17 protein-coding genes are annotated in these 15,910 nt (G+C 74.4%); 10 read left to right on the top strand and 7 right to left on the bottom strand.

Annotated elements, in window-relative coordinates; genetic code table 11:
• The first annotated feature begins 7 nt into the window (after positions 1 to 7).
• From hmuQ to G407_RS0102020, 7 genes are all read left to right on the top strand, one after another.
• Positions 8 to 355: a heme-degrading protein HmuQ gene (gene hmuQ / locus G407_RS0102050; RefSeq protein ID WP_029029473.1), complete on the top strand. Its 348-nt coding sequence runs from the start codon at positions 8 to 10 to the stop codon at positions 353 to 355.
• Positions 355 to 879, top strand: coding sequence for a heme utilization cystosolic carrier protein HutX (hutX, locus tag G407_RS0102045; protein WP_029029472.1), 525 nt, complete (start codon positions 355 to 357; stop codon positions 877 to 879). Before hmuQ ends, hutX begins: the two co-directional genes overlap by 1 nt.
• A complete protein-coding gene (exbB, locus tag G407_RS25185; protein WP_043538631.1) occupies positions 876 to 1,640 on the top strand; it encodes a tonB-system energizer ExbB in 765 nt (254 codons plus the stop codon). Before hutX ends, exbB begins: the two co-directional genes overlap by 4 nt.
• A 10-nt stretch (positions 1,641 to 1,650) precedes the next feature.
• Positions 1,651 to 2,106, top strand: coding sequence for a TonB system transport protein ExbD (gene exbD, locus G407_RS0102035; RefSeq protein ID WP_210163055.1), 456 nt, complete (start codon positions 1,651 to 1,653; stop codon positions 2,104 to 2,106).
• Positions 2,103 to 2,981, top strand: coding sequence for an energy transducer TonB (locus G407_RS32715; protein ID WP_052340832.1), 879 nt, complete (start codon positions 2,103 to 2,105; stop codon positions 2,979 to 2,981). Before exbD ends, G407_RS32715 begins: the two co-directional genes overlap by 4 nt.
• A 326-nt stretch (positions 2,982 to 3,307) precedes the next feature.
• Positions 3,308 to 4,747: an amidohydrolase gene (locus tag G407_RS0102025; protein WP_029029470.1), complete on the top strand. Its 1,440-nt coding sequence runs from the start codon at positions 3,308 to 3,310 to the stop codon at positions 4,745 to 4,747.
• A gap of 159 nt (positions 4,748 to 4,906) precedes the next feature.
• On the top strand, positions 4,907 to 5,365 hold the full coding sequence (locus G407_RS0102020) for an Hsp20 family protein (protein ID WP_029029469.1): 459 nt from the start codon (positions 4,907 to 4,909) through the stop codon (positions 5,363 to 5,365).
• Positions 5,366 to 5,441: 76 nt separating this feature from the next.
• Here G407_RS0102020 and G407_RS0102015 read toward each other — a convergent pair whose 3' ends face one another.
• Together G407_RS0102015 and ftsY are read right to left on the bottom strand one after the other, a co-directional pair.
• On the bottom strand, positions 5,442 to 6,959 hold the full coding sequence (locus tag G407_RS0102015) for a malonate--CoA ligase (RefSeq protein ID WP_029029468.1): 1,518 nt from the start codon (positions 6,957 to 6,959) through the stop codon (positions 5,442 to 5,444).
• A 32-nt stretch (positions 6,960 to 6,991) separates the two neighbouring features.
• Positions 6,992 to 8,299, bottom strand: coding sequence for a signal recognition particle-docking protein FtsY (gene ftsY / locus G407_RS0102010; RefSeq protein WP_029029467.1), 1,308 nt, complete (start codon positions 8,297 to 8,299; stop codon positions 6,992 to 6,994).
• 63 nt (positions 8,300 to 8,362) lie between these two features.
• Between ftsY and G407_RS0102005 the strand changes: the two genes are divergently transcribed.
• The gene (locus G407_RS0102005) at positions 8,363 to 9,082 is read left to right on the top strand and encodes an RluA family pseudouridine synthase (RefSeq protein WP_052340831.1); all 720 of its coding nucleotides are present in this window, start codon (positions 8,363 to 8,365) and stop codon (positions 9,080 to 9,082) included.
• A 119-nt stretch (positions 9,083 to 9,201) separates the two neighbouring features.
• Complete coding sequence (locus G407_RS31500; RefSeq protein WP_156917438.1) at positions 9,202 to 9,345, top strand: hypothetical protein; 144 nt, start codon at positions 9,202 to 9,204, stop codon at positions 9,343 to 9,345.
• A 78-nt stretch (positions 9,346 to 9,423) separates the two neighbouring features.
• On the opposite strand, the gene G407_RS0101995 is transcribed toward G407_RS31500, so the two are convergent.
• Together G407_RS0101995 and G407_RS0101990 are read right to left on the bottom strand one after the other, a co-directional pair.
• Positions 9,424 to 10,593 carry a trans-sulfuration enzyme family protein gene (locus G407_RS0101995; RefSeq protein WP_029029465.1) on the bottom strand — a complete coding sequence of 390 codons (1,170 nt, stop codon included), beginning with the start codon at positions 10,591 to 10,593 and terminating at the stop codon, positions 9,424 to 9,426.
• 83 nt (positions 10,594 to 10,676) lie between these two features.
• Positions 10,677 to 12,494, bottom strand: a complete 1,818-nt coding sequence (locus tag G407_RS0101990; RefSeq protein ID WP_029029464.1) for an aminopeptidase P family protein — start codon at positions 12,492 to 12,494, stop codon at positions 10,677 to 10,679.
• 233 nt (positions 12,495 to 12,727) lie between these two features.
• Here G407_RS0101990 and G407_RS0101985 point away from each other — a divergent pair, with 233 nt between their 5' ends.
• Positions 12,728 to 12,964 (top strand): hypothetical protein, encoded by a 237-nt coding sequence (locus tag G407_RS0101985; protein ID WP_029029463.1) that lies wholly within the window; start codon positions 12,728 to 12,730, stop codon positions 12,962 to 12,964.
• A gap of 30 nt (positions 12,965 to 12,994) precedes the next feature.
• Here the strand turns inward: G407_RS0101985 and G407_RS0101980 are convergent, their stop codons facing one another.
• The 3 genes from G407_RS0101980 to ybgF are packed head-to-tail and all read right to left on the bottom strand — an operon-like array spanning position 12,995 to position 15,906.
• Positions 12,995 to 13,918: a 50S ribosomal protein L11 methyltransferase gene (locus G407_RS0101980; RefSeq protein WP_029029462.1), complete on the bottom strand. Its 924-nt coding sequence runs from the start codon at positions 13,916 to 13,918 to the stop codon at positions 12,995 to 12,997.
• A 10-nt stretch (positions 13,919 to 13,928) separates the two neighbouring features.
• Positions 13,929 to 14,972: a tRNA lysidine(34) synthetase TilS gene (gene tilS, locus G407_RS25175; RefSeq protein ID WP_052340830.1), complete on the bottom strand. Its 1,044-nt coding sequence runs from the start codon at positions 14,970 to 14,972 to the stop codon at positions 13,929 to 13,931.
• A gap of 13 nt (positions 14,973 to 14,985) precedes the next feature.
• Positions 14,986 to 15,906, bottom strand: coding sequence for a tol-pal system protein YbgF (gene ybgF / locus G407_RS0101970; protein WP_052340829.1), 921 nt, complete (start codon positions 15,904 to 15,906; stop codon positions 14,986 to 14,988).
• Positions 15,907 to 15,910 lie beyond the last annotated feature (4 nt).

The raw sequence follows: 15,910 nt of genomic DNA, 5'->3' as shown, positions 1-15,910 counted from the left end.
ACAGACCATGTTCGTCGCCATGAACCGCTTCAAGGTCGCGAAGGGCCGCGAGAGCGATTTCGAGACCGTCTGGTCGAGCCGCAAGACCCGGCTCGACGAGATGGCGGGCTTCGTCGGCTTCCATCTGCTGAAGGGCCCGGAGCGCGAGGACCACACGCTCTACGCCTCGCACACGGTCTGGACCGACCGGGCGAGCTTCGAGGCCTGGACGCGCTCGGAGCAGTTCCGCGACTCGCACCGCAACGCGGGCCAGAACAAGGGGCTCTACCTCGGCCATCCCGAGTTCGAGGGCTTCGAGAGCGTGCTCGGCGAGGACGCGCCCGCAACGGCGTCCTCTTCGGCGAAGGTGGCGTGATGGACGCGCCCGCCGCCGTCGACCCCGGCCTCCTCGCGGCGATCCGCGCGAGCCTCGCCGAGAGGCCCGACGGCGTGCTGGAGGACGTGGCGCGGGCCCACGGCGCGCCCTTGCGCACCGTCGTCGAGGCGCTCCCCGCGGGCGAGCGCCTCTTCGTCCCCGGCGCGCGCTTCGGCGAGGTCTGGGCGGCGGCGACCACCTGGGGCGAGGTGCTCTTCCTGATGCACGGGCCGAGCGTCGTGCTCGAGGTGGTCGGGCGCCTGCCGCCCGGCTCGATCGGCCGCGGGTGGTTCAACATCCACGGCGACAGCCCCATCGGCGGGCACATCCGCGCCGACGCCTGCCGGGCGATCTACCTCGTCGACCGGCGCTTCCACGGCCGGCGCTCCTGCTCGATGCAGTTCTTCGACGAGTCGGGCGCGTCGATGTTCAAGATCTTCGTGCGGCGCGGGCCGGACCGGGAGCTCGAGCCCGCCCAGCTCGCCGCCTTCGAGTCCCTGCGCGAGAGGCTCGCCCTGCCATGACGCCCGTGGAAGCACCGGTCGAGACGCCGCTCGCTTCGCCCGTCGCGGCGGGCGCCGCGCACGACCTCTCGCCGTGGGGGATGTTCCTCGCCGCCGACATCGTGGTGCAGGCGGTGATGGTCGGCCTCGTCGCGGCCTCCGTCCTGGTCTGGACGATCGCGCTGGTGAAGGGTCTCGAGCTGGCCGGCGCACGCGTCCGCGCCCGCCGGGCGCTGCGGCTCCTCGACGACGTGACCTCCCTCGAGGAGGCGCAGCGTGCCTTCGCCGGCCGCGGCGGTGCCCCCGCCACGCTGGTGCGCGCCCTCGGCGAGGAATGGCGCGAGAGCGAGGCGCTCGGCCCCCGTCGCGATCCCGCGGGCGTGCGCGAGCGTGCCGCGATCCGCCTCGCGCGCATCGAGAAGGCGGCGGGACGCCGGCTCGCGGCGGGCACGGGCCTCCTCGCCATCACCGCCTCCGCCGCACCCTTTCTCGGCCTGTTCGGCACGGTGTGGGGGATCATGAACTCGTTCATCGGCATCGCGGCGACGCAGACCACGAACCTCGCCGTGGTCGCGCCGGGCATCGCCGAGGCGCTGCTCGCCACCGGCATCGGCCTCGTCGCGGCCATCCCGGCGGCGATCCTCTACAACCTCTTCGCCCGCGGCCTCGCCGGCTATCGCGGCCTCCTCGGCGACGTCTCGGCCCGGCTCGCCCGGCAGCTCAGCCGCGATCTCGACGCGGCGCGTGCGGCGGCGCCGGGCCTGCGCCTCGCGGCGGAATGAGGCGGCGCCCATGGCCTTCGCGATGCGCCCGGACGGTGGCGAGGACGACGCGGACGACGCGCTCGCCGAGATCAACGTCACGCCCTTCATCGACGTGATCCTCGTCCTCCTCATCGTCTTCATGATCGCCGCGCCGCTGGCGACGGTCTCCGTGCCGGTCGACCTCCCGGCCTCGACGGCGGCGGCGCAACCGGCGCCGACGGAGCCGATCGTGCTCACGCTCGATGCGGAGAGGGCGCTGTCGCTCGGCGAGACGGCGATCGCGCGCGCGGATCTCGCGACCGCGCTCGACGCCGCGACCGCGGGCGACCGCGAGGCGCGCGTCTTCCTGCGCGCCGACCAGGGCCTCCCCTACCGGGCGCTGATGGATCTCCTCGACGACCTGCGCGCCGCCGGATACCTGCGCGTCGCGCTGGCCGGGCTTGAGACCGTCCCGGCCGACGGAGTCGGGGCCGATCGGCCATGAGCGGCCGCCGGGGGGCGGCGCGGCTCGCCGCCTGGCTCGCCGCGGCGGGTCTCGCCGGGGCGGCGCACGCGGCGCTCGGCCTCGCGCTGCTGCCGCAGGTCCCGCCGCCGGAGCCCGCCGCCGCGCCGGACGGCTTCCTCGCCGTCGAGATCGCGGCGCTGCCGAGCGCACCGCTGGCCGATGCCGCCGAGGAGGAGCCGCCCGCGCCCGAGGCGACCGCCGACGAAGCCGCACCCGCGCCGGCGCCTCCCCCGGACGAGCCTGCCCGGGAGGACCCCGCGCCGGAGGACCCCGCGCCGGAAGCGCTGGCTCCGCCGGAGCAGCCGCCCGAGCCCGTCCCCGAAGCCGCCACAGAGCCGGAGCCGGCCCCCGTCACGGCGCCGATGATCGAGGCGGCGGCTCCCCCATTCGTGCTGCCTCCGCCGAGACCCACCGATCTGCCGCCTCCCCAGCGCCCCCGTGCCACGCGCGCCGCCCCGCCCGCGGCGAGTCCCGGCCGCGACACGTTCGATTCGGCCCGCGCCGCCGCCCGTGCGGCGCAGACCCGGGAACATGCGGCGGCGCCGGAGCCCGCCCGCGCGTCCTCCGCCGGGCCGGCGGAGCGCGCCCGCTGGCAGGCGCGCCTCCTCGCCCACCTCGAGCGGCACAAGCGCTACCCGGCCGCCGCCCGGGCGCAGCGGATCGAGGGCGTCGTGCACGTCACCTTCGGCCTCGACGCGCGCGGCAGCGTGACGAGCGCCCGCGTCGCCCGCTCGAGCGGCGCATCCGCTCTCGACGAGGCGGCGGTCGCCATGGTCCGTCGCGCCTCCCCCGCCCCTGCCCCGCCCGAGGGCGCCGTCACCCTCACCGTCCCCGTGCGCTTCGACCTGCGTTGATGGCGCGGGCTCCTCCCCCATCGGGGGAGGTGGATCGGCGGCGAAGCCGACGAGACGGAGGGGGTGCGCCGGCAGGCGCGCTTCGGCGGAGCCGAAACCACCGCCGACGTGGAGCCGGGGGACCCCGCCCCTGATCCGCTGCGCGGATCGTCCCCGCCCCGACGGGGTGGGAGTTGTGCGCTCCTCCCGGGCCGGCGCGGCCGGTGGGCGGGCGCGGATACCGTCCTCGCGCCCATGACGCTTGACCGGGCGCGCCGGCGCGCGCGACACCCCCTCGCATATCCGGGCATCGCGCCCGAAACACCGAACGCCCGAGGAGAGCGAGCATGGACACGCGCAACATCGATCCGGTCTGGGATCTCGTGGATGCCAAGCGCGAGGACTTCGAGGGCCTCGCCGACCGCATCTTCGACGCGCCCGAGATCGCCTACACCGAGCGCCGGGCGGTGGCCGAGCACACGGCGATGCTGCGCGCCCAGGGCTTCCGGGTCACCGAGAACGCAGCCGGCATTCCCACGGCCGTCGTCGGCGAGTGGGGCGAAGGCGGGCCGGTGATCGCCATCCTCGGCGAGTACGACGCACTGCCGGCGCTCAGCCAGCAGGCGGGCGTCGCCGCGCACACCCCCGTCGAGGAGGGCGGCCACGGCCACGGCTGCGGCCACAACCTGCTGGGCTCCGCCGCCATCCTCGCCGCCACCGCCGTGCGCGACTGGCTGGAGGCCGAGGGCATCCCCGGCCGCGTGCGCTACTACGGCTGCCCGGCCGAGGAGGGTGGTGCCGCCAAGACCTACATGGTCCGCGACGGGCTCTTCGCCGACGTCGACGCCGCCATCTCCTGGCATCCCTACTCGCACACCGGGGTCGACCCGGCGCGGTCGCTCGCCAACACGCGCATCGACTTCACCTTCCACGGCAAGGCGGCGCACGCCGCCGGCGCGCCCGAGCTCGGCCGCAGCGCGCTCGATGCGGTGGAGCTGATGAACGTCGGCGTCAACTACCTGCGCGAGCACATGCCCGACGAGGCGCGCGTCCACTACGCCTATCTCGACGCCGGCGGCACGGCGCCCAACGTCGTGCCCGCGCGCGCCACGGTGCGCCAGCTGATCCGCGCGCGCGACCTCGCCGGCCTCGCCGATCTCGTCGAGCGAGTGCGCGCCATCGCCGACGGCGCGGCGCTGATGACCGGCACGCGTGTGGAGAGCCGGGTGCACTCGGCGGTGTCGAACCTGGTCGGCAACAGGCCGCTGGAGGAGGCGCTGCAGCGCGTCCTCGACGGGCTCGGGCCGGTACCCTTCGACGCCGCCGACCGCGCCTTCGCCGCCGAGATCCGCCGCACCCTCTCGCCCGGCGATATCGCCGCCGCCTGGCGCGACATGGGGCGCGATCCTGCGCTGGTGACGGACGCGGAGAACGAGGCGCCCCTGTGCGACTTCGTGCTGCCGCTCGAGCGCCCCTTCCTCGGCGGCATGGGCTCGACGGACGTCGGCGACGTCAGCTGGGCGGTGCCGACCGTCCAGGCGCGCGTCGCCACCTGCGCCATCGGCACGCCGCTGCACACCTGGCAGATGACCGCCCAGGGCAAGGCGCCGGCGGCGCACAAGGGCATGGCCCACGCCGCCAAGGCGATGGCGGGCCTCGCCCGCCTGCTCATGCGCGACGAGGGCCTGCGCCGCGAGGCCGCCGCCGCGCACGCGGCGCGGATGGCGCGCACGCCCTATTCCTGCCCGATCCCGCCGGAGGTGCGCCCGCCCGTCCAGGCGGCCTGAGGAGCACCGCACGGGCGCGGCGCCCCCTCTTGCGCGCCGCGCCCGCGCTTCCCATCTCGTGAGCGTGCCGGCCAGACGGCGGCACGTCGACCCGGTCCGGCCCCTCGCGGCGGACCGATCCGAACAGACTCGCATGTCGCTTCAGCGAAAGGATATGCCATGCGTCACTTCGATCTCTCCCCGCTCTATCGCAACACGGTCGGCTTCGACCGGCTGTTCTCCACGCTCGACCAGCTCGCCGGCGTCGACGGCGCTCAGGGCTACCCGCCCTACAACATCGAGCGCAGCGCCGAGAACGCCTACCGCATCAGCGTCGCGGTCGCCGGCTTCACCGAGGACGACCTCGCCATCGAGGTGAAGGAGCACACGCTCTCCGTCCGCGGCAAGAAGGCCGAGGACGAGCGTTCGACCCAGTTCCTGCACCAGGGTATCGCCGCGCGCGCCTTCGAGCGCCGCTTCCAGCTCGCCGACGGCGTGCAGGTGACGGGCGCGAGCCTCGAGAACGGGCTCCTGCACATCGACCTCGTGCGCGAGATCCCCGAGTCGAAGAAGCCGCGCCTCGTCCCGATCGCGTCCGCCGACAAGGCGCCGCGCACGCTCGAGGCCAACGCCGCCTGAGCGGTTCTCGACCGATCGGCTCTCGTTCGACGCCCTCCGCGCCCGGCGCGGGGGGCGTCTTCGCATGGATGCCGGCTCAGCTTTCGTACAGGTCGGCGTAGCGCTCCCTCAGCGCCGCCTTCTGCACCTTGCCCATCGTGTTGCGCGGCAGTTCCGCCACGAGGAGGACGCGCTTGGGCTGCTTGTAGCGCGCGAGCCGGTCGGCGAGGGCGGCGAGCACGCCCGCCTCGTTCACCGCCGCGCCCGGCTCCGCCACCACCACCGCCGTGACGCCCTCGCCGAAATCCGGATGCGGCACGCCGAAGACCGCGCTCTCGACCACGCCCTCGAGCGCGTCGATCTCGCTCTCGACCTCCTTGGGGTAGACGTTGTAGCCGCCCGTGATGACGAGGTCCTTGCCGCGCCCGACGATGTGGACGTAGCCGCGATCGTCGATCTTCCCGAGGTCGCCCGTGACGAAGAACCCGTCCTCGCGGAACTCGGCCTTCGTCTTCTCGGGATTGCGCCAGTAGCCGACGAAGACGTTGGGCCCGCGCACCTCGATCATGCCGATCTCGCCGTCCGGCAGGCGCGTGCCGCTCTCCGGGTCGACGACCCGCAGATCCACGCCGGGCAGCGGGAAGCCGACGGTGCCCGGCACGCGATCCCCGTCGTAGGGGTTCGACGTGTTCATGTTGGTCTCGGTCATGCCGTAGCGCTCGAGGATCGCGTGGCCGGTCCGCGCCGAGAAGGCCTGGTGCGTCTCGGCCAGCAGCGGCGCCGAGCCGGAGACGAACAGGCGCATGTGCGCCGTCGCCTCCCGCGTCAGCCCCGGATGCTGGAGGAGGCGCACGTAGAAGGTCGGCACGCCCATCATCGCGCTCGCCCGCGGCATGAGGCGCATGACCTCGTCGGCGTCGAAGCGCGGCAGGAAGAGCATGGATGCGCCCGCGAGCAGGATCGTGTTGGTCGCCGTGAACAGGCCGTGGGTGTGGAAGGTCGGCAGCGCGTGGAGCAGCACGTCGTCCGCCCCGAACCGCCAGATCTCCTTCAGCGTCCGGCCGTTGGAGGCGAGGTTCTCGTGGGTCAACATCGCGCCCTTCGAGCGCCCGGTCGTTCCCGACGTGTAGAGGATCGCGGCGAGATCGTCCGCCCCGCGCTGCGCGTCCGCGAAGGCGGGCGAGGCCGCGTCGGCCGCATCGCGCAGCGAGCCTGCGCCCTCGGCGTCGAGCGTCTCGACCGCGCCCACGCCGCGCGCGGCGGCGAGCGGCGCGAGCGCCTCGCGCCCCTTCGGGTCGCAGACGAACAGCGCGGGCTCGGCGTCCTCGATGAAGTAGGCGAGCTCGGCCGGCGTGTAGGCGGTGTTGAGCGGCAGGAAGACCGCGCCCGCGCGCAGGCAGCCGAGCAGCAGGAGGATCACCTCCGGGCTCTTCTCGACCTGCACCGCGACCCGGTCGCCCTCCCGCACGCCGAGCGCCCGCAGCGCGTTGGCGAAGCGCCCCGCCTCGTCGAAGGCCTCGGCATAGGTGATCCGCCGGCCCGCCGGCGTCTCGATGAAGAGCTTTTGCGGATCCGCGGTGCCCCCGCGGATCTCCTCGTAGAGATGTGCGCCCATCCGCCCCTCGTCCTCCGGCGATGTTCCCTGGATCAAGCCTCGTCCAGCCCGGCGATCGCCCGGGCGAAGTCCCTGGCGGCGAAGGGCTCGAGGTCCTCGACGCCCTCCCCCACGCCGATGAAGTGCACCGGCAGCCCGAAGCGCTCGGCGAGCGCCACGAGGATGCCACCGCGCGCCGTGCCGTCGAGCTTCGTCATCACGAGCCCGGTGACGCCCGCCGCCTTCTGGAACAGCTCGACCTGCGAGAGCGCGTTCTGGCCCACCGTCGCGTCGAGCACGAGCAGCGCCGCGTGGGGCGCCGTCGGGTCGACCTTGCGCATGACGCGCACGATCTTCTCGAGCTCGGACATCAGCCCCGCCTTGTTCTGCAGGCGCCCGGCCGTATCGACGAGGAGCACGTCGGTGCCCGTGCGCCGCGCCTCGGTCAGCGCGTCGAAGGCGAGGCCGGCGGCGTCCGCGCCCTGCTCGCGGGCGACGACCGTCGCCCCCGTGCGCTCGCCCCAGACCTTCAGCTGCTCGATCGCGGCGGCGCGGAACGTGTCGCCCGCCGCCATGGTGACGGAGAGCTTCTGCGCGCGGAACTTGGCGGCGAGCTTGCCGATCGTCGTGGTCTTGCCCGCGCCGTTGACGCCGACCATGAGGATGACGAAGGGCTTCCTCGCCCGGTCGATCTCGAGCGGGCGCGCCACCGGCGCGAGCGAGCGCTCGACCTCGGTCGCGAGCACGCGCTTGACCTCCTCGGGCGGGATCTCCTTGTCGTAGCGACCCTTGGCGACGGCCTCGGTGATGCGGGTCGCCGCCGGCACGCCGAGGTCCGCCTGGATGAGGATGTCCTCGAGGTCCTCGAGCGTGGTGGCGTCGAGCTTGCGCTTGGTGAACAGGCTCGTGATCGCGCCACCCATCGAGGAGGACGTGCGCGCGAGCCCCTGCGTCAGGCGCCGCCACCAGGAGGTCTTCTGGGCCGGCGCGGGCGCGGGCGTCGCAGCCGGCGCGGGCTCGGGTTCCGGCTCGACCAGATCCTCGGGCGTCGTCTGCTCCGGCGCCGGCGTGCCGGCAGGGCCGGGCTGCTTTTCGAGCTCCTCCGCGATGGCGACCTCGCGGGCCTCCTCGTCCGCGGGCTCGATCGGCTGGAGGTCGGCGCCGGCGAGCTCGGGCGGCACATGGTCCGCGGCGTCGGGAGAGGGCTCGGTGACGGTGGAGGCCGCCGGCGGCGCCGCCTCGTCTCGCACCTCCTCGTGAGTCTCCTCGCGCGCCTCGTCGCGAGTCTCCTCGCGGGTCTCCTCGGCCTTGCGCCCGAACAGCCGCGAGAAGAACCCGCGTTTCTCGGTCTCGTCCGCCATCGGCGCTTCGCCTCCCGCATTCGTCGCTTGCCGTCTCGCGTGGTCCGCTCTAGCGGATTTCGCATGAGATCCGAAGAGATAGTGTCGCGCATCCTGCATCGCGACGGCCTCATGCTCGTCCTCGACAAGCCCGCCGGGCTCCCGGTCCATCCGGGTCCCGGCGGCGGGGAGACGCTCGCGCGGCATCTCGACGCGCTGCGCTTCGGCCTGAAGTGGCGCCCCGAGCTCGCCCACCGCCTCGACCGGGACACGTCCGGCTGCCTCGTGCTCGGGCGCCATCCCAAGGCGCTGCGCAGGCTCGCCGAGCTGTTCGCCAACGGACGCGTGGAGAAGACCTACCTCGCGCTCGTCGCGCCGGCGCCCGCGACGGGCGCGGACGCCTTCGCGATCGACCTCCCGCTCGCGCCCGTCGCACCGGACACGCCCTGGCGGATGAAGGCGGACCCGATCGGACAGGAGGCGCTGACGCGCGTGCGCGTCCTCGCCCGGGCGCCGGATGGCTCGCGGGCGCTCCTCGCGCTCGAGCCGGTCACCGGCCGCACGCACCAGCTGCGCGTCCACTGCGCGGCATCCGGCTTCCCGATCGTGGGGGACGCGATCTACGGCGGCGCTCCCCGAGGCGCGGCGCTCCACCTCCACGCCTGGCGCATCGCCGTGCCGCTGTCGCGCGCGAAGCCGCCGGTGCGGGTCGCGGCGCCGGTGCCGGAGCCGCTGGCGAGCGCCGCAGCGGCGCTCGGATACGAGGTCGGCGGGTCGGAGCCATCGGCCGCCGCAGGCGTTTGAAGTTTGAAAGCCGCGGAAATTGCAGGCACCCCGGTCCGTTTGGACCCGATATTGCATGGGCGATGGAACCTGACTACATCGTGTGCGTTGTTCATCCGCCGTTCATGGAGGGACCGATCATGCACTTCTTCAGAATGCCCAACCGCGACCTGATGCCGATCGTGAGCCTGTCCTTCGTGTTCGCAGCCGTCGGGCTGAGCGCCGTCCTCGCCCTGCTCGCCCTGCCGGGCCCGGAGCTGAGCCTCGTCGCGCTCAGGCCGTGATGCCCGCTTCGCAGGCAGGTGATCACCGATCGATCGTTCGGGAGGCGGCGCGAGCCGCCTCTTTTCTTTTGCCCGGCCTCAGCCGTGCGCCGCGCGCAGCGCCCGGTCCAGGTCCGCGTGGAGGTCCTCGACGTCCTCGCAGCCGACCGACAGCCGCAGCAGGTCCGGCGGGCAGGGCGTGTCCGGGCCCTCGATCGAGGCGCGATGCTCGATCAGGCTCTCGACGCCGCCGAGCGAGGTGGCGCGCGTCCACAGCGCCACGCCGGCGGCGGTGGCGATCGCCGCCCGCTCCCCGCCGGCGACCCGGATCGAGAGCATGTAGCCGAAGCCGTTCTCCATCTGCCGGCGGGCGACGTCGTGGCCTGGGTGCCCGGGGAGGCCCGGATAGAGGACGGCGGCGACGTTGGGATGCGCCGACAGACGCTCCGCCAGCGCCATCGCCGACGCCGCCTGCGCGGCAGCGCGCAGGTGGAAGGTGCGCATGCCACGCATCAGCAGATAGGCCTCGAACGGCCCCAGGATGCCGCCCTCGCCCTTGCGGATCGTCGCGAGCCGCTGCCAGAAGGCGTCGTTCTCCCGTCCGGCGAGCACCCCCGCCACCACGTCCGAATGGCCGTTGAGGATCTTCGTCGCCGCGTGCATGACGACGTCGGCGCCGAGCGCCAGCGGCCGGGTGTGGTAGGGCGAGGCGCAGGTCGAATCGACCGCGAGCCGCGCGCCCGCCGCGTGCGCGATCTCGGCCGCGGCGGCGATGTCGGTGATCGTCCACAGCGGGTTCGCCGGCGTCTCGATCCACACGAGCTTCGTCGCGCCCGGGCGCACGGCCGCGCGCAGGGCGTCGAGGTCCGAGGTCTCGACGAGCGTCACCTCGAGCCCGGCACGGCGGCCCTCGGTGAGCAGCCATTGCCTCAGCGCCCAGTACATCACCGCGGGCGCCACCACGTGATCGCCCGGGTCGAGCGCGCGGAAGACCGCGGTCGCCGCCGCCATGCCGGAGCCGAACAGCAGCGCACCGGCGGGGGCGTCCTCCAGCATGGCGACGACGTCCTCGGCCTCGCGCACCGTGGCGTTGTCCGGGCGGCCGTAGACGAAGCCGGAGGAATAGCCGTTGTCGGGATCGCGCAGGTAGGTGGTGGCGACGTGGATCGGCGGCACCACGGCCTTGGTCACCGGCTCGACCAGGCCCATCGCCTGGGCGGCGAGGCTGCGCTTGGAGAACGGACGGTCGTGGCTGGAACGGTCGGTCATGCGGGGCTCCCGGCTGGGCTCCGGTTCAAGCAGAGCGGGCGGGCGGGAGCAAGCGGCCCGCCCGCGCCCGCCTGCCAACCCCTTCAGCCGAGCGGCGCACAGGCGCGGGCGAGCCAGTCGCGCGTGCGCCCATCGACGAGGGGCGCGAGCGTCTCCTCCACCCGGGCGTGATAGGCGTCGATCCAGGCGATCTCGCCGGCGTCGAGCAGCGCGAGGTCGACGAGGTCTCGCGCGTAGGGCGCGAGCGTCAGCGTCTCGAAGCCCCGCATCTCCCGCTCGGCGCCGGGGATCTCCCGGCGCTCGACGAGGATCAGGTTCTCGATGCGGATGCCGAAGGCGCCGGTGCGGTAGTAGCCCGGCTCGTTGGAGAGGATCATCCCCGGCTCCAGCGGGGTCGTCCCGGTCTTGGCGATGCGCTGCGGACCCTCGTGCACCGACAGGAAGCTGCCGACGCCGTGGCCGGTGCCGTGGTCGAAGTCGAGGCCCGCCCGCCACAGCGGCGCGCGGGCGAAGCCGTCGATCTGCGCGCCCGTCGCGCCCTTGGGGAAGACCGCGCGCGAGACCGCGAGGTGCCCCTGCAGCACGCGGGTGTAGCGGTCGCGCATCTCGGCCGTCGGCACGCCGACGGGCAGCGTGCGGGTGATGTCCGTCGTGCCGTCGCGGTACTGCGCGCCCGAATCGATCAGGAAGAGCTCGCCCGCCGCGAGCGCCCGGTTGGATGCGCGGCTGACGCGGTAGTGCACGATCGCGCCGTTCGGGCCCGCCCCCGCGATCGAGGGAAAGGACACGTCGACGAGGGCGCCGGTCTCGGACCGGAAGGCCTCGAGCTTCTCCACCACGTCGATCTCGCCGAGCCCGCCCGGCGCCTCCGCCTCGAACCAGGCGAGGAAGCGGGCGACGGCGGCGCCGTCGCGCACGTGCGCGGCGCGGGCACCGGCGATCTCGGCGTCGGTCTTGACCGCCTTCATGCGCGCGATCGGGTCCGCGCCGACGTCCGGCTCCGCGCCGGCGTCGCGCACGATGTCGGAGAGCGCCCGGGCCGCGGTGTCGCGGTCGAGGCGGATGCGCGCGCCGCGACGCGCGATCTCGGCGAGGGTCGGCGCCAGCGCGTCGGGGGCGCGGAAGGCGGCGACGTCGCCGACCGCGTCGCCCGCCTCGTTCGTCACCTTGTCGGGATCGAGGAAGAGCGTCGCGCTCCCCTCCCGCGGCACCAGCGCGTAGCCGAGCGGCAGGGGCGTGTGGGCGACGTCGCCGCCGCGCAGGTTGAACAGCCAGGCGAGCGCGTGCGGATCGGAGATCACGAGCGCGTCGAGCTTCTCCCCGGCGAGCGCCTCGCGCACCCGCGCGAGCTTCTCTCCCCGCGAGAGCCCGGCGAGCGCCTCCGGATGGGGCCGTACCGGCGCCTTCGGAGGGGCCGGCCGGTCCTCCCAGATCGCGTCGATGGGGTTCGGCGAGAGCGGCTCGAGCCGCCCGCCCGCCGCCTTCGCGGCGCGCTCGAGCCGCGCGACCGCGTCCGCCGTGTGGAGCCAGGGATCGTAGCCGAGGACGGCGCCCTCGGCCAGGTTCGCCTCGACCCAGCGCGACGGCGGCGTCTCGCCGCTGTCGACGACGGTGATCACCCCCGTGTCGGTCTGCGCCGGCGCCTGCAGCGTGTAGCGGCCGTCGACGAACAGCGCCGCGTGGTCGGCGAGGATCACCGCCGCGCCGGCGGATCCCGTGAAGCCGGTGAGCCAGGCGAGCCGCTCGGCGCTCGGCGGCACGTACTCGGACTGGTGCTCGTCCGAGCGCGGCACGACGAAGCCGTGCACGCCCCGGCGGGCGAGCTCGGCACGCAGCGCGGCGACCCGCGGGGCGGTGCGGGCGGGGTCGGTGAGGTCGTCGAAGGTCTGGAAGCGGCTCATGGCGAAGGCGTACGCGCAAGCGCGCGCGCGTGCAACGGGAGCCGGGGCGGCTGCCGGCGAACCATGCAGAAGGCACGCATCTCGGCCCAAATTATAGACGAGACTTGCGCTGATCGCATGGCGGCTCCTGCGCCTGCGGCGTAGCTAGGACAGCGGTGCTTACCTATCTTGCACCGCAACAAGGAAACGCTCGGGCCTTCGCACAGCCGAGATCCACGACCGGAGACCGTATCATGGCCTATGCTCTCGACACGTTCGGCGGCGCCGCCCGCGAGACCGCCGCCCCCGCCGCGGACAGCGCCCGCCCCGGCCTGTTCGCGCGCCTCCTGCGCCGCATCCAGGCCGCGCAGATGGAGCGCGTGCGGCGGGAGCTGCGCCTCTATGCGCCGCACCTCGAGGCGCGCATGGAGAACGAGGGCGTCCGCGCCGTCGGCCTCGCCGACGATTCGCGCCTGCCCTTCGTGCGCTGACCCACGTCTCCCGCTGTTCTCGCGCGCCGATCAGCGCTCGATCGGCCGGGCCGCCGCGCCGCCGCGTCTCAGGGTGAGCGCGGCCCAGCCCTCGAGGTCGCGGCGCTTCGCCAGCGCGAACCCTTGCGCGCGATAGGCCGAGAGCACACCCGGCACGTCGCGCGCGAGCAGCCCCGACAGCACCAGCGTCCCGCCCGGCGCCACCACCCCCGCGAGATCGGGCGCGAGGCGCCGCAACGGCTTCGCCAGGATGTTGGCGAAGACGAGATCGAAATGCCGCGCGCGCGCCGCTTGCGGCGCACGGATGCCCGGCCCGACGTAGAGGTCGAGCCAGGGCGCGACGCCGTTCGCCCGCGCGTTGTCCCGCGCCACCGCGATCGCCACCGGATCGATGTCCCCCGCCACCACGCGCCGCCGCACCGCCTTCGCCGCCGCGAAGGCGAGGATGCCGGTGCCCGTGCCGACGTCGAGAACGTGGATCGGACGCCTGCGCTTCAGCTCGTCGACGAGTGCGAGCAGGCAGCCGCGCGTCGTGCCGTGATGCCCCGTGCCGAAGGCGAGCGCCGCCTCGATCTCGATGGCGAGATCGTTCGCCGCCCTCGTGTGCCGATCGTGCGACCCGTGCACGAGGAAGCGCCCGGCCCGCACGGGCTTCAACCCCTCGAGCGACGCCGCCACCCAGTCCTTCTGCGCGATCGCCTCGAACACCGCGCGATCGGCCTCCTCGCCGATGACGGGGCGGATCATGGCGCGAACCGCCTCCTCGTCGGGCGGCGAGGCGAAATAGGCCTCGAGCAGCCAGGTCGCGCCGTCGTCGGCCTCGAAGGCGGCGACCGCCGTCTCGGCGGGGTCGAACATCTCGCCGATCACGTCGGTGGTGGCACGCGCGGCGCGCTCGCTGGTGGCGAGGCGCATGACGTGGGTGGGGCGGTTGGGGTGCAGGCCTTCGAGCATGAGCGAGGCTCTAGCATCCTCCCCGCTTCGCGCAAAGCGGTCGGCGACCGCGCCGCGGCGGCTCGGGCGTGACGACGAGCCGGCCGGCCTCGAGCGTCGCGAGCGCGCCGCCGAGCGTCTCGCGGAACGGTGCGCCCGCGGCGATCGCGGGGGCGAGGCGGCTCCAGAAGGCCTCGAGCCGCGACAGCCGATCGTAGCCCGCGGCTCCGCCCACCCGCCGGACCGCCCGCGAAAGGACGCGCAGCGCGATCTCCTCGGGCTCGGCCGCGAGCCCGGCGGCGTCGAGGACGAGCGGCGCCTGCCCGGTCGCGAGCCGCGCGAAGGCGGCGATGCTCGCCGCGTCCAGCGCGTCCTCCGCCCGTGCGGCGCGTGCGGCGAGCTTGGCGAGGCGCGCGGGGCCGAGGCCCTCGTCGGCCAGCTGCGGCGCGAGGCGCCGCAGCCGCGCGCGCGCGTAGCGCAGGGAGGCGTTCGACGGGTCCTCGACGAAGCCCCACCCGCGCGCCATGCAGGTGGCGACGAGGCGCGCCTTGGGCAGGTCGAGGAAGGGCCGCGCCAGCACGAGCCCGTCGAGGTCGCCGCGCGGCCGCATCCCCGCGAGCCCGGCGGGACCGGAGCCCGCGCAGAGCCGCATCAACACGGTCTCGGCCTGGTCGTCCCGATGGTGCGCGGTCAGGATCGCGCCGGCGCCGGCGGCGCGGGCGGCGGCGGAGAGGAGCACGTAGCGGGCCTCGCGGGCGGCGTCCTGGATGCCGCGGGCCGGCTTCTCGCCGTCCCAGGCGCGGATCTCGTGGGGAAGGCCCGCCTCGCGGGCCCATCGCGCCACGCGCGGCGCCTCCTCGACGGAGTCGGGGCGCAGGCCGTGGTCGATCGTGACGACGCGGGTGGGGGTGCCGGTCTCGCGGGCCAGCGGTGCGGCGAGGCGCATGAGCGCGACCGAGTCGGGGCCGCCGGACACCGCGAGGATCAGCCCGCTTTCGCGGAAGTCGTGGAGGAGCGGCGACAGGCACGCGTCCGCCTCGGCATCGGCGAGGGGAGCGTCGTCCGGCGCGGCCATCGCGGGCGCGGCGTCAGCCGCAGGAGGCGCGGCGGCGCTCGCGCTCGACCGCCTCGCGCACGGGCATGGAGGCGTCGTCGTAGCGGCGTGTCAGCTCGGCGAATGTGGCGCAGGCCTGCTCGCGGGCACCGAGCTCGATCAGCGAGGTTCCGAGCTTGAGCATCGCGTCCGGCGCCTTGGGCGACTCGGCGTGCTCCGTCGAGACCTTGAGGAACTGCTCCGCCGCCTCGCGGTGGCGGCCGCGCTGGGCGTAGGTCTCACCGAGCCAGAAGGTGGCGTCCGGCACCAGCGCGTCGCGCGGGTGGGACTGGAGGTACTGCCGAAAGCCCATCTCGGCGCGCTCGTACTGGCGCTGCAGCAGGTAGGCGTAGGCCGAATCGTAGTCGAAGCGCGGATCCTCGGAGCCGGTGGCGGCGATCGAGGGACCCGCGCGCTCGACGGACGGCACGGGCGCCTCGCCGCGCAGGATCGCGGCGATGTCGAGCGGCGCGCCGCCGCCCTCCGGCGGAGGCGCCTCGGCGGTGCCCAGCGGGGTGGAGGGCGTCGTCGTGCCGAGCGGCTGCGGCGCGCCGGGCGCGCCCGGGCTCGTGCCGGGGTCGAACACGTCGGAACGCTGGCCGGGCGCGGGTGCCGCGGAGGGCGGTGTCGCGGGGGGCGGCAGCGACGACCCGGGGCCGCCCATCTCGCGGAAGCGGAAATCGACGTCCTCCTGGAAGCGCTGGAGCTGCTCGCGCAGCTGGCGGTTCTGGAAGGTCAGCTGCTCCACCTGCCCGGAGAGGCGGCGCACCTCCTCCTCGAGCTGGTTGAGCCGCACGACGATCTCCGTGGCGCTCTGGGCGCGCACGGGCGCGCTCGTCGCGAGGAGGGCCGCACCGGCGAGCGCGACGAGCGCGAGCGCCAGGGCGGACGCGGGAAAGTATCGGGACAGGTGCATGGAC

The organism is Salinarimonas rosea DSM 21201, from assembly GCF_000429045.1.
Taxonomy (GTDB): Bacteria; Pseudomonadota; Alphaproteobacteria; order Rhizobiales; family Beijerinckiaceae; genus Salinarimonas; species Salinarimonas rosea.
The sequence above is the reverse complement of the archived record's forward strand: the minus strand, read 5'-3'. Positions and strand labels throughout refer to the sequence as shown.

Coding starts and splice junctions, on each gene's coding strand:
- hmuQ (WP_029029473.1), top strand. CDS start 8: ATGTTCGTCGCCATGAACCGCTTCAAGGTCGCGAAGGGCCGCGAGAGC.
- hutX (WP_029029472.1), top strand. CDS start 355: ATGGACGCGCCCGCCGCCGTCGACCCCGGCCTCCTCGCGGCGATCCGC.
- exbB (WP_043538631.1), top strand. CDS start 876: ATGACGCCCGTGGAAGCACCGGTCGAGACGCCGCTCGCTTCGCCCGTC.
- exbD (WP_210163055.1), top strand. CDS start 1,651: ATGGCCTTCGCGATGCGCCCGGACGGTGGCGAGGACGACGCGGACGAC.
- G407_RS32715 (WP_052340832.1), top strand. CDS start 2,103: ATGAGCGGCCGCCGGGGGGCGGCGCGGCTCGCCGCCTGGCTCGCCGCG.
- G407_RS0102025 (WP_029029470.1), top strand. CDS start 3,308: ATGGACACGCGCAACATCGATCCGGTCTGGGATCTCGTGGATGCCAAG.
- G407_RS0102020 (WP_029029469.1), top strand. CDS start 4,907: ATGCGTCACTTCGATCTCTCCCCGCTCTATCGCAACACGGTCGGCTTC.
- G407_RS0102015 (WP_029029468.1), bottom strand. CDS start 6,959: ATGGGCGCACATCTCTACGAGGAGATCCGCGGGGGCACCGCGGATCCG.
- ftsY (WP_029029467.1), bottom strand. CDS start 8,299: ATGGCGGACGAGACCGAGAAACGCGGGTTCTTCTCGCGGCTGTTCGGG.
- G407_RS0102005 (WP_052340831.1), top strand. CDS start 8,363: ATGAGATCCGAAGAGATAGTGTCGCGCATCCTGCATCGCGACGGCCTC.
- G407_RS31500 (WP_156917438.1), top strand. CDS start 9,202: ATGCACTTCTTCAGAATGCCCAACCGCGACCTGATGCCGATCGTGAGC.
- G407_RS0101995 (WP_029029465.1), bottom strand. CDS start 10,593: ATGACCGACCGTTCCAGCCACGACCGTCCGTTCTCCAAGCGCAGCCTC.
- G407_RS0101990 (WP_029029464.1), bottom strand. CDS start 12,494: ATGAGCCGCTTCCAGACCTTCGACGACCTCACCGACCCCGCCCGCACC.
- G407_RS0101985 (WP_029029463.1), top strand. CDS start 12,728: ATGGCCTATGCTCTCGACACGTTCGGCGGCGCCGCCCGCGAGACCGCC.
- G407_RS0101980 (WP_029029462.1), bottom strand. CDS start 13,918: ATGCTCGAAGGCCTGCACCCCAACCGCCCCACCCACGTCATGCGCCTC.
- tilS (WP_052340830.1), bottom strand. CDS start 14,972: ATGGCCGCGCCGGACGACGCTCCCCTCGCCGATGCCGAGGCGGACGCG.
- ybgF (WP_052340829.1), bottom strand. CDS start 15,906: ATGCACCTGTCCCGATACTTTCCCGCGTCCGCCCTGGCGCTCGCGCTC.